The following is an 11,954-nucleotide window of genomic DNA, read 5'->3' on the forward strand; positions in this document are numbered from 1 at the left end:
AATTAACCCTCCTTATGAGTGGTTTTAAGTTTTATTCTTCTAATGTAAACATATATAACTATTTCTATCAGAAGCACTGCAATAGCACTTAATAAGAACAGAATAACGCTCCCTTCTAAAGATGAAATAATATTTTTTTGTATTAATAAGTTATTAACTAATTTAATTAGAAGTATTAAAGCTGGCAAAGATAAAATAGATAAAAGGAGATAAAAAATTTTCTTCCCCTTTATTTTTGCCGAATTTATAATTGCTAATAAATAGAATGCAAAAGAAGCAAGATAAATTATCACTCCTAATTCAGGTAATCCAAACATAATAACCTCCTTGTTAAGTTATTTTAAAATTTAACTATACTCCAAAACATATTTAGTCTTATCCTTCTTTTTAAATATCTTCAGTAGTTCAAAGCCCTCGTATTTGATTAAACCACCGGGCGTATTAATATTAAGTTCTTCAACATTAAGTTTATCAGCAAATCTTTTCTCTGGACCTGTATAGCTACAGCATATTTCAGCTACTTTTATTGATTCTCCCGGTGCTAAAGTAACCTCAAGCTCACATTTTTCTTTATCGTATTTGTATTTATCAGGTTGAAGGGTTCTGCACTCACCACCTTCTTTACATATATAGATTTCTTTCTTAAATCCAATATACCAGCATGACTTCTTTTCTAATTCCTCCCATCTTTTTTCAACTTCTGGCGTTGGAGTAGACTGTTTTGGTTTTTCAATTTTTCTGTATTTAACTGCTATCGTTATTGGCATCTCGGACTTGTTTACAACATAAAAACTCGTTGTCCATGAACAGGATAAAAGGAAAAGAGCAATGATAAATGTCATGGAAGTTATTAACCTTTTCAATCTTTCTTCCTCTAATACGTTACTATATTTTTCTCTTCTACCTTATCTATCCTCACTGCATTTTGCTTCATACTTTACACAAGTCTTATATACTCCACATATTTGTTTACCAGGAAAAACCGGATCTGGCTGACAGAATCTCCTTTCCTCCCATTGTACACACACTTTTTCACATTTTTTAGTAGATTCTGACTGTTTATTTTCGTCTTCTGCCAAAGCAATACCACTCAATAATGGGAAAAAGGTAAACATAACTACTAATTTTTTCATGACTATTTACCTCCTGCGTTTATTTTTAAAGATTATTCTACTCCTTATTGGGGTCCATAACTCTTCCCATAAACAAAATAGAGCTCGCCTCTTTATCACGTACCAAAAAGATAAAAGGATGGTCGGCTTTAAATATTACTGGTTTTTCAATAATTGGTGCTGATTTTGTAAATATTATTACAGCGGTAGCTGCTGCAGCTTCTGTTCCCTCTTCATTTACATCTACAAATGCTTTGTGAATAACTTTACTTATATAAAGATCATTTTTTCGACCATTAATCCCTGAAAAGTCAGCTTTATTTTCGTCAAAAGCATCTTCCATACCCATCTTAGACAAATCTTCACTTAAGTCAAACCTTTGTGTAAATTTAAATCTTGGAATATATGCTTTAACTTCCTTTTCCGTAGCACTTTTCAACCACTCTTGTAATTTCTTTTCATCCATCATATTTTCAACTGTTTTAAACTTTCCTACTTTTGGTAAGATTATAACCATTGAAATTTTATTACCTTTATAAGGTATCTCCAATAATTGAAGATCGTCGTTTTCGTAATAATTAAACCTGTTTTCCTGGAACATCATTTTAACCTTAGTTTTTTGGCCATTTATTAAATAAAAATCTTCATCCCTCGTAGCCGTCTTATCAAATTCTGTTAGCCACTTTCCTTTAAAATAAATAGCATTTGTAAGCACCAATCTTGTAAGTTTTGTTATATCTCCTGGATTTAATATATCTTTAATCTTTTCTTTTGTTTCTCTTGAAACCCAATCATTAATTTTTATTCGTGCACCTTCAGGATTTGTTTTATAATCTACTTCGTTAAATCCACCTTTATAATATTTTTCCATTATATTTAAAAATGCCTGAAGACACTTATAATCCTTTTGCAACCATAAAGCATTAGCAATACTGAGTTCATAATCCTTATTAGATTTTAAATTTTCAATTAGCTTAGAGTAAGCTGGATGAAGACGATCTTGTGGAAGAGTAAAGTTTAATACATTAGCCATCTGCTTTTCCGTATTCCCCCTTGCTCCAGCATAGGTCATTGCAAGAGCAATTGATATACTAGCAGGTGAATAAAAGAGGTTCTCTTCTTTATTTTTATCTTTTTCTTTATTTTTATCTTTTAGTTTTTTATATAAATCAAAACTAAACTTGTTTATACCCTGTGATACAACTTTTAAATCGTTGTCTGTATCTGCCATAGCTATATTACAAAAGAACATTACTAAGACCATTAAAAATACGTTAACTAACTTTTTCATAGCTAAACCTCCTAATTTTTAATTGGGTATTAATAAATGATCAAGCTCCGGTTGCAATTTTAACATTATTGTTATCCATACCATAAAAGCCAATATTTCTAAAGGTATTTCATGACTTAGAAAACATTCTCTTTTTCTGTGAAATAATCACATATTAAAGCTATTCGCATAAATAATCTACGCTTGCTGATACTTCTATCGTTTTTTCATCCCTCTTAGGTTCAGGAGCTTCAATATCAGAAGCTTGAGTGCTTTTTAACATCGTAGTCCGAAAAACAATAGGAATATAACGCTCTGTAGAGAAACTAATAGAAGTAATACGACAAGTTTTACCTAACTTCTCAGTTAAGGCTTCTCTAAAGTCTTGAGCCTTTTCGATTAATTCTAATTTGATTTCATTCTGCACCTTATCTGTTAATTTCTGAGAAGCAATCCATACAGGTTCCGAAACTTCAAAAGTTAAGCTGGGATAGGTTTCTGTTATTTTATTTAAAGTCTCATAAAGCTCGTTCTGTTCTTTATAATCTTTTAGCTCAAAGTTATAGGAGATATAACCGTTAACCCCCTCACATACTTGTCCTTTCCTTGTCCACCAACAATTTTGTTCTATCCTGTAATTACCACCTTTATAATTCAATCCCAGTTTTCTAATCCTTTTATCCACATCTCCAAGAATATTAATCGCATCTATTTCTTTATCAGTCTTAATCTTAATATTAACCCTAAGGCTTAGAATATCAGGCTGAAGCTCTCTTTTATGCTCAAGAACTATACTAACTCTAGTAACTTTTTTAGAATCAACATTTGTTTCGCTTAGAGTTTTACTAACATTAAACAAAGATAATAAACCAATACCAAGACTAATAAGGGCTGTTTTTTTCATAATTTACCTCCTAATTATAGAATTAGATACAACATATTTTCAAAATGTTAATTATTCTCTACTACTATCCTCTAATACCTATGGCTCCATTTTTTTGATATTAAAATGTGGTTTTTCTAATTCTTTTATTTTATCTTCAATTTTCTGAATAACATTTTTATATTTGTTCTTCTCAGATGATGTAGTGCTATAAGAAGAACTGGAAGATGAAGAATTGGATGATGAACTATTAGCAAAACTCAAATTACAAGATACAACTATCACGAAAAAAGAAGTTAAACTAACTAATAATAGCTTTTTCATGACTCAACTTCTTTTAGTTATGTTTTTGATCTGAAGTGCTCAAATTAATTGTCCCTCGTTCCACTTCAATTGGAGGTCCATTTTGTATACGGAAAAAAATACGAACACCTACTCCAGGTAAGTGTTTCTCAACTTCAATAACAGAGGTCTCTTCCTTCAAATCTTGAATTTTATCTTCAACATAAAATTTTTCTGAAAGAACGGTAGCCGAAGCTTTGCCTTTAAGTAAATTAATAACAAATTCTTTATTCTTAGGTTCAAACATCGTATCCTTTTCAACCATAAAACAAGAACCAGGTTCTAAAAGCATTGAAACACGACCATCAACAAGAAGGCTCGTCAGTGGTTCAGTTTTAGCACAATAAACCTTTTGAGAAGTTAATAAACGTGAATAAATATTCGATGGATCTATTTTTAGTTCAATAAATGGCTTAATATCTGAATTATTCCCTTCATTTATTAATATGCCTCCCCACTCAACCACGGTAAATCCTTTTCTTCTGGGAGTTTTAATGATAGGCTCTGTTATTTTTTCTTCTTGTTTAATACCCTCAAAAGCTAAAACAACTCTAATCATTTTATTTGGATTTGGCTTAATCCGAATAGCTAAGTTATCATTCAAAAATTTTTGGCTTAATACTTTTATCTTAAAATATGGATAACCTTTTAATTCTTTTAACCAATAATCTTTAAAATCTTTAATTTCCTTTTCTTTTAAACCTAATTTAGATAATGTTTTATCAAACCATTGGTTTAGTTCTTCTGTTTTAACTACCCATCCTTCTTTTGGTAAATCTAAAGGACTATTTAAAGCTACCTCATAAAATAAATACTCATACTTATTATCTATAATTCCTTTCGGATTGGCTCTAACCAACCAAATACCATTATAAGAAGGAATTGTTTTTGTGAGCCACCCTTTAGGCTTTAGATAAATTTCAATTTGTCTAGTCTTTGTAGGATAAAGATAAAGAGCTGGCTTTTTTACAACTGGTAAAGGATGTTTTTCTTCAGCTTCTTCGCAGGTTAATAATTTTATTTCTTTATTTTTGTCTCTTACTAAAGTAAAGCAAAGTATTTCTTGTTTGGTTGGGCAACAAGAGGGGTCATTTTCTTTGTGGGTAAGAAGTGTTAAATATATAGAGTCTCTCTCCCTATCTCGAAAAGTAACAAATCCTGGCTGAAATTTTAAATCATTTATTATAACTCTATCTCCAAGTTCAATTGAATTAGTTTGTATGATTTTGCCATTTTCATTCACAAGAGCTGTTATTTCAAAGAATATGCCACTTCCACCAAAATTTTCGGAAAGTATAACTATAGCACAAGAGATTTTTCTATTTAATTCATTCAATGTAAAAATATTATATTTTTCTATTTTTACCTTAAGATAGTTTTTAATATCCTTCTCATTACCAGGTATTAATGAAGATTCATATTTACCATCTTTTAATGTGACTGCTTTTTCGGAATATTTTAAACGGTAAGAAAAATTCATTATAGTTTTTTCATTTAAAAAATCGAATTTTTCTGAATTTTCTGAAGCTATAGCTAATGATACTATAAACGAAAAAATAAAAGGAATTAATAAATTAGCTAATTTTTTCATAATTGAATCTTCATATTTCGTTTTATTTTTAGTAAATTTAATTTTTCACGTTATTTTGATAGATTTTTATCAATTTTAGGTTGAGGAGTAGGTATATATTGTTCGCCTCCTCCTCTCAAATTTCCTGACCGGCCTGTATCAAACCCTTGGCCTGTTTCTTTTCTTGCTCTTTCCCAAGAGCTATCCAAATCTTTATAGTTCCCAGGTGATGTAGAATCTTGTTTTGCTCTCCAACTATCTCCAGAAGTTCCAGTAGCTTGATCGTAGGCAGAATCTACACTATAAGCTATCCCTGAAACACTCAGCAAAAACATCATACTAACCACATAGTTTTTTAATAATTTTTTCATAGCAGACCTCCTTGTGATTTTTGGTTAAGTTTTTGTAACTCCTCTTCTATCTCTTTTATACGCTTCATCGTCTTTTCTATGTATTCTTTTTGGGCTGACACCGCCTTATAGTAAAGATCTAAATTCTTCTCAAACTCCTTCATCTTCCTCCAGTGAATAAACACAACTGTTACGTCATAGCCAGTGTTAATTAAATGAGAAGTAACTTTCACCAAGTCTTGGGCCGTATCACTAATACCTGGCATAGCGTTTATCGCCTTAACCACACCTTCGGCTATATCTTCCCAAGTATGTTGTTCCACAGAAGCCCAGTCAGTATAATCCTTGGTGTTTAAAAGCTGTTTAAACCGCTCAAGTTCTTTTACCCTATCTGAAGATTTTGAAAAGTATTTCTTTAACTGCTTAAACAAACTATCCTGGAATATGTCTAACATTATCTCTTTAAACCGTTCCTCACTTCTCGAAATAGCTTTTTCGGTCTCCTCCCTCCAGCTTTCAAACTCTTTTGTATTTTCTAACATCCCTTTAGTTAGTTTATCTAAGTTGGTTTTTGCCAAGTAAAGTTTATGTCTAAGGTCAGACAATTCCTCTCTAAGCTTTTTTTCGTCAGGCAAAAGACTTTCTTTTTCGCTTCTTCCTCGGCTTTCAGCCCTCTCATCTAACGTCGCAGGTTTCGGTTTTTGTTTTAAAACCGTTGGGTCTATCCCTAAGGTTTGATTAGGTGTTAACTCGGCTATTTTTTGTCCTAATGTTAGATAGTCTAAAGGATTCTGTCGGTAATAGCTTAAAAGTTCGTTAAGCTTCTGGAGAGAAGCTTTGACCTTAGCCTCTTCTTCCTTTGCTTTAGTTAAGATTAGTTCATACTTTTCTGGCTCAGTATTTTTAATACTTTCTGCTGAATAAACTTCTCTTTTTAAACGGGTGTAGGCATCTAAATTAGCTGAAACTACCTCCAAAACCTTTTTATTTAAAACCCCTTGGGAACCTATAGGGAGATTACTTAATTTTGGATGAACATAAGGACCTATCTTTGCTCCCAGGGCTGAAAGGTCAATCTGTCCTACCATGGCTTGGGCGCTTTTTTCAGCAAAGTCTCTGGCAGATTCTAGGTCACCTGCAAGGGCTGAATTTAGGGCCTTTTCTGCTAAGGCTGAGCTCGCTGCCAATTGATGAAGGGCATCCTTGGTTTCTATATAATTTCCCTGTATCCACGCATTACTTTTTTCTCTATAATCAACCCCTCCTCCGTGGTTCTCGACAAAAAAGGAAAAACTATCCCGTATTTTTGAATAACTAAAAGTGGCAACAGTAGCACCTGAAACTCCAGAAAGCCCCTCTAAATCTACTTTTTGGTAAGCAGGAAGGACTACCTTAAGGTTATTAGCTTTTATCCATCTGGCTAAGGCTAATACCTTTTGGATTTCTCTCATCGTATGTAATGAGGGAAAAATTTGGGCAAACTCTTCATATCTACCGGTTAAAATCTCTACGTATTCCCTTAAAATATCGTTATACCAAGAAGGCATACCTGAAGTTAAAGGTTCACTGCCGATTTTAACCTCTGACTTAATAAAATAAAAAGCTGAGTTATCAGGACTCACTTTTAATTCTACTTTTCCTGGGAAAAGCCAATAACGGTCAAAACCGCTTTTCATCCCTTGGAACTCTCCACCCTTCCCTTTTTCATCAACCCTTTTATTAAGGTAAGCAATGAAGGGATAGAAATCTTTAAGATTTGCTGTTTCAAGATTTAGAGTAGTTAGATACTTCAGCGTATAGTCTGCATAAAAAAAAGTTTTAGCTATATAAGTCTCTGAAGATAGATTAACATATGTTGGTTTAGTTTCGATAAGAGGAAGCTTAAAACGTTTTTTGAGAAAGGAATCGCTTAAAACAAGATTATTTAGGATAATATTAAGTATCACTTCTGTTTGAATTTCTTCTAATTTTCGGTTGGTAAATTCGCTTAACTCTTGGTCAAAAACTTTTTCTGCAGGAGCCCTTTTTATCAACTCATCTATGGTGCTTTCTTTTACCCCAATACCTTTAAGAAAGTTTTTGTAAAAAAGAAACAAAAGTTGACGAATAGCTTCCCTATCGTTTAACTTACCAGAATTATAATCACTTCTTATCTTTTCAAACTCATCGATAACTCCTAGCGTCTCGTAAATTTCTCTAAACCAATGTCCTGCATGATCTGTACCATAAACCTCAGCAAACCTGCGAAAACCCCACATCTGCACCACAGCTGCCCCATACTTTCCTTCAAAGCCAGCGGCTACGAAAAGCTTATAAAAAAAGTTTTGCAGGGCTACATACTGCTCAATTTGGGCTCTATTATCAAACCTCCAATTTTTAGACTTAGGATCCCAATCCAGATAAGCCTTAAATTCCTCTGGAGTTATAGAGTAAGCTTTAAGTCTGGCTAAAAGAATTTGTTTTTCTGGTAAGGGAAAAGAGGCATACAAAACTTCCTTTAGTATACTTGATACCCAATTAGCTCCGTAAGCATGATCTCTAGCTATCCTTTCCATCTCTCGGTCAAAAATAGACTTTATCTCGTTCAATGCCTTGTATGTGTTTTCCGTAGGGTCTAAAGAAAAATAAGGGTATGGATAAGTAAGGGCCTCATCCAATATTTGTATATAAGGGAGAGGACCGGTTTTATACCTATCGTCATAATGTCCTACGAAGGTAATTTCTCCTGTATTTTTATCTATGAAAACCCCATCTAAAACGTTAAATGAAGAAACTTTAGCCAAAAGGCTTGTTTTATCAGGAATGTCTACCTTCCTATTTGCTTTGTCTATCAACCTTTCTCCTGAAAAACCTCCAGAGGCTACAGATAACATTTCTTGAGGCGGTTTAATCGTAACCCCTAAGGTAGGATTTTCTTTAGGTATATTAGCCGAAAGAGATAAAGTTTTACCCTGCCTTAAAATCACCAAAACTACAGGGTTCTTCCCTGTGTTAACTGCATCTAACAAAAGACTTTCTATATTTTCAGATGACACGGGAAGACCGTTAATCAACAGAATGATGTCTCCAGGAAAGACTCCTGCCTTAGCCGCAGGAGAACTTTCTATTACGTTAACTACATACACTCCTTTGTTGTTTAACCCTTCAGACCTAGGGTTGCGAGAGCCTGTTGAGTAAGAATAGAAGATACAAACCATAAAAAAAGTTAAAAATAAAATTAAATTAAACCTTTTTAACATGGGTTATCTCCTTTTTCAAATTAAAAGTAAATATATTCAGAGTGATTAAAAGTTTTTAAAATAAAAATTGTCAGAAAGATGGAAGACTTATAATGAATGAGCAGGAGGTTGAAAAATATAAATGCGCTTCCGTAGAGCGGGTAAACTTAAACATTCAAAAATTTTTAGCACACAAATAAAATTTTTCAAGGTGTAAAAAATTAAAGATGAGAAAATATACTCTTAAACTGGGTGTGTGTCCCATTAATTGTGTAAAGACTTAAAAAATAAAATGAGTATGATAGCTTTCCCAATGCTTGATAACTTTAAACTACCATGTCCTTTCTAAAGTAATTTTTTATAAATTAAAAAACCTACTTTTCTATTTCCTAATTGGGAAATTTTTCCTCAAATGGAGAAGCCTTTTTAAAGGAATTTATGCATAATAAAAGTCACTATGAACTTTAAACTTATAGTTTCATATAATTGTGCAAAAAATGCAATTTTTTTGTAAAATTTTCTTTTTTATTCTTAAAAATTTATTGAAAAATTAAGCTTTTCGATGAGATTAATACTTCAAAAATTGGGCATATTTTTTGAAAAAAAATTAATAAATAAAAAACCAAACAGGGGGGGTGTAGATATGAAAAGATTGGTAGCTCTTTTAGCAGGTATTTCTTTATTAGGATTTTCTGCAGTTTATGCAAAGGGTCCTCAAGGAGGGCCTGCTGGTCCTAAACCTTATCAAGGTGCTGGGATAGGTAAAGAAGTTAGCGAAGAAGCAAAAAGTGAAGCTAAAAATGAAAAACAGAAATTTGGACAGGTTGTTAAAGAAGAAGCTCAAAATAAGACGAGAATTATAAAACATAAAGAACTAAAACAACAGCAAAAAGAACAAAAAAAGGAGCAAAAACAAATTCGTAAAAAGGCTGGATCAGAAAACGCAACCTCTCAGTAAGTCTGTTAAATTGTTTTAGCAAAAGTGGGGACAGAGGGAAAGGCACTTTCTTTCCTTCTGTCCCTTTTTGTTTTTTAGTATTTGTCACCGTTTTTATATATTTTTTCTCACCTAACTTTGATATGCTCAAAGCATATAATCTCAAAATTAAGTTGTAAGAGTATAAAGATTTTTAACAGTTTTTTGATTAAGCTGAAGGCTTGTTATTGTTTTTATGTCATCAGGCTAATGTAAAAGCAGAAAGAGAAGGAAGATTAAGGCAAAAAATTAAAAAGAAATCAAAACCGTTATCGCTCAAATTAATGTCCAGTAAAATCATTCTCAAATTTACTCCAACTGCAAAACCTTCTGTAACATTTTTTTCTTAAGATAGGGTAGGTTTCAACGAAAAACCACTATTTCTTTTCAATTTTTAACAAACCTTGCCCTTCCCTACTTCAGGTCTTTAAGACATTTAGTATCGATACTACTAGATGTAGCTTTGAAACCTTACCTGAGAAAACTAAAAAAGCTTGTTTGTTAAGTAAAGCTTTACTAAAAATTTTAACAGGTTATAACAAATCAAACCTAATCAAACCTAATCAAACTTAATCAAACTTATCAAACGGCATTTTCGGTAGAGTCTCATTAATTGTGTAAAAATACAATTCAGTTTTTAAAAGGTTATTCTTAACGTAGCACCAGTTTCAGTTGAATGGTTTTTAGGTTCAATCCATCCATTTCCCAAACTATCATAAGAAATATCAGATTCTTTTATATTCCAATACTTAACATAAGGTCCACCTGATAGCTCAAAAGACTTAAAGTTTCTTACAATACTTACACCAGCTCTTATTCCATAACCATCATCTTGAGTGTTTTTTATATCTTCATAAGACGCTGGATCAACATCACTTAAATATGATTTTACTTTTCCACGAATAAAGTAATCATACTCGGCATAGCCTTTAATTTTCCAGTTGGGATTAATGTAATATACTCCAGAAATTCCTATAGGTACATAAAAATATCTAATGGTTCTTTTATATCCTGAAGCACCTAAGTTTGTTTCTTTTCCAGATGAATCATCAGTAAGTTTGCGGTATCCAAAACCTACATAAGGCATGAAAGAAATGTTTTTGTAAGGAAACCATTCAGCACCTAAGAGTAATCTTACCTCAAAAAGTCTATCTTTTATTCCATCCATATCACCTGATTCATCTGAAGAATAATCAACTCTTGACCAAGCATATTTAGCTTCAAGCCCTGAAACAAGGTTCCAACACTTGTTTAAAGGATATTTTAGATATCCCTCTCCAGCAATTCCATAAAACCATCCTCTTTCTTTCATTACACCTGGTTCTTTGTAAGTGATATAACTCACATCAGGACCGAGGTTAACTTCATACTCAAAAGCATAAGAAATACTAAAAGATAGAAAAATCCAAAGTACTACTAAAAAAGATAACACATTCTATTCCCCTCTTGAAGTTATCTAATTTTGAAATCTACTATAATTTTTAAATTTTATCAAATGATAATAGGTTTGCCAAAAATTTTAGTGTGGCTATTTCAAAAAACATTTACTTTTGGTTTTCCTACAAATGATCTTTAGATAAATATTTTCACTACCTAAAGGCTCACCCGACCTTTAATTTTATTGAGCCAAATAAACCCTCTATTCTAAATCTATTCCCTCCCTACCTCTCCCCGGTTCTCCTTTGCTACCTTCCTTAAAGAATGCTTTATTTTCATTCTAAATGTCTCTTTAACTCTTATAACAGCTCACATCCAAGCTCTAAAACCCTCTGAATTATGTCTATCGCATCCATGAGAACTTTTAAAAGCTTCTCATCCAAATTTTTAACTCTGAAGTCGCTAATCCTGTAGAGAAGGGGTAGGAAGGTTTTGTTGAGAAGCCAAAGCAAGCGTTTCTCTGTGAGGGGCGTCCCATTAAAGTTTGATACAACCATAAAGCTATGATAAGACTCTTTGCATATTTTTAAAGTCTTCCACACTTTTTGTTTTAGGTGTTTCTCCTCAAACCTCCCATCTAAAATTAGTATCATTACAAAAATATCATATAAACTAAAATTTTGAAACAGCCTCCAATTGTACTTGACAAAAATGAATGTGATGTTTTAATTGAACTTGTTAGAAAAGTTAGTGAAAATGCAAACTTGTGGCTGTGTTTACAAAAACTTTACCTCAACAGATACGGCTTTGTTTAATCTGTATCTGTCGTCACTGTTGTCAGTCTCTTTTTTTTCGT

11 protein-coding genes are annotated in these 11,954 nt (G+C 32.4%); 1 reads left to right on the forward strand and 10 read right to left on the reverse strand.

Annotated features, from left to right (window positions below; all coding sequences use genetic code 11):
* Window positions 1-2: 2 nt before the first annotated feature.
* From TOPB45_RS04190 to TOPB45_RS04225, 8 genes are all read right to left on the reverse strand, one after another.
* Window positions 3-317 (reverse strand): hypothetical protein, encoded by a 315-nt coding sequence (locus TOPB45_RS04190; protein ID WP_013909608.1) that lies wholly within the window; start codon window positions 315-317, stop codon window positions 3-5.
* Window positions 318-347: 30 nt separating this feature from the next.
* The gene (locus TOPB45_RS04195; protein WP_201763803.1) at window positions 348-863 is read right to left on the reverse strand and encodes a hypothetical protein; all 516 of its coding nucleotides are present in this window, start codon (window positions 861-863) and stop codon (window positions 348-350) included.
* A 42-nt stretch (window positions 864-905) separates the two neighbouring features.
* Entirely contained in the window at window positions 906-1,133 is a 228-nt protein-coding gene (locus TOPB45_RS04200) for a hypothetical protein (RefSeq protein ID WP_013909610.1), read from the reverse strand.
* Between the two features lie 37 nt (window positions 1,134-1,170).
* Window positions 1,171-2,403: a serpin family protein gene (locus tag TOPB45_RS04205; RefSeq protein ID WP_013909611.1), complete on the reverse strand. Its 1,233-nt coding sequence runs from the start codon at window positions 2,401-2,403 to the stop codon at window positions 1,171-1,173.
* 160 nt (window positions 2,404-2,563) lie between these two features.
* Window positions 2,564-3,286, reverse strand: coding sequence for an SIMPL domain-containing protein (locus TOPB45_RS04210; RefSeq protein ID WP_013909612.1), 723 nt, complete (start codon window positions 3,284-3,286; stop codon window positions 2,564-2,566).
* Window positions 3,287-3,602: 316 nt separating this feature from the next.
* The gene (locus TOPB45_RS04215; RefSeq protein ID WP_013909613.1) at window positions 3,603-5,198 is read right to left on the reverse strand and encodes a hypothetical protein; all 1,596 of its coding nucleotides are present in this window, start codon (window positions 5,196-5,198) and stop codon (window positions 3,603-3,605) included.
* A gap of 50 nt (window positions 5,199-5,248) precedes the next feature.
* The gene (locus TOPB45_RS04220) at window positions 5,249-5,548 is read right to left on the reverse strand and encodes a hypothetical protein (RefSeq protein ID WP_013909614.1); all 300 of its coding nucleotides are present in this window, start codon (window positions 5,546-5,548) and stop codon (window positions 5,249-5,251) included.
* Window positions 5,545-8,766 (reverse strand): PDZ domain-containing protein, encoded by a 3,222-nt coding sequence (locus TOPB45_RS04225; RefSeq protein ID WP_013909615.1) that lies wholly within the window; start codon window positions 8,764-8,766, stop codon window positions 5,545-5,547. Before TOPB45_RS04225 ends, TOPB45_RS04220 begins: the two co-directional genes overlap by 4 nt.
* A 622-nt stretch (window positions 8,767-9,388) precedes the next feature.
* Here TOPB45_RS04225 and TOPB45_RS04230 point away from each other — a divergent pair.
* Window positions 9,389-9,703 carry a hypothetical protein gene (locus tag TOPB45_RS04230; RefSeq protein ID WP_013909118.1) on the forward strand — a complete coding sequence of 105 codons (315 nt, stop codon included), beginning with the start codon at window positions 9,389-9,391 and terminating at the stop codon, window positions 9,701-9,703.
* A 655-nt stretch (window positions 9,704-10,358) separates the two neighbouring features.
* Here the strand turns inward: TOPB45_RS04230 and TOPB45_RS04235 are convergent.
* Entirely contained in the window at window positions 10,359-11,153 is a 795-nt protein-coding gene (locus TOPB45_RS04235) for a hypothetical protein (RefSeq protein ID WP_013909616.1), read from the reverse strand.
* A gap of 304 nt (window positions 11,154-11,457) precedes the next feature.
* A complete protein-coding gene (locus TOPB45_RS04240; RefSeq protein ID WP_041430331.1) occupies window positions 11,458-11,751 on the reverse strand; it encodes a hypothetical protein in 294 nt (97 codons plus the stop codon).
* Window positions 11,752-11,954: the final 203 nt, after the last annotated feature.

This window comes from Thermodesulfobacterium geofontis OPF15, from assembly GCF_000215975.1.
Lineage (GTDB): Bacteria > Desulfobacterota > Thermodesulfobacteria > Thermodesulfobacteriales > Thermodesulfobacteriaceae > Thermodesulfobacterium > Thermodesulfobacterium geofontis.

Bases quoted from the DNA above. Each gene is read 5' to 3' on its own strand.
- TOPB45_RS04210 (WP_013909612.1), bottom strand. From the start codon at position 3,286: ATGAAAAAAACAGCCCTTATTAGTCTTGGTATTGGTTTATTATCTTTG.
- TOPB45_RS04220 (WP_013909614.1), bottom strand. From the start codon at position 5,548: ATGAAAAAATTATTAAAAAACTATGTGGTTAGTATGATGTTTTTGCTG.
- TOPB45_RS04190 (WP_013909608.1), bottom strand. From the start codon at position 317: ATGTTTGGATTACCTGAATTAGGAGTGATAATTTATCTTGCTTCTTTT.
- TOPB45_RS04215 (WP_013909613.1), bottom strand. From the start codon at position 5,198: ATGAAAAAATTAGCTAATTTATTAATTCCTTTTATTTTTTCGTTTATA.
- TOPB45_RS04230 (WP_013909118.1), top strand. From the start codon at position 9,389: ATGAAAAGATTGGTAGCTCTTTTAGCAGGTATTTCTTTATTAGGATTT.
- TOPB45_RS04205 (WP_013909611.1), bottom strand. From the start codon at position 2,403: ATGAAAAAGTTAGTTAACGTATTTTTAATGGTCTTAGTAATGTTCTTT.
- TOPB45_RS04240 (WP_041430331.1), bottom strand. From the start codon at position 11,751: ATGATACTAATTTTAGATGGGAGGTTTGAGGAGAAACACCTAAAACAA.
- TOPB45_RS04225 (WP_013909615.1), bottom strand. From the start codon at position 8,766: ATGTTAAAAAGGTTTAATTTAATTTTATTTTTAACTTTTTTTATGGTT.
- TOPB45_RS04200 (WP_013909610.1), bottom strand. From the start codon at position 1,133: ATGAAAAAATTAGTAGTTATGTTTACCTTTTTCCCATTATTGAGTGGT.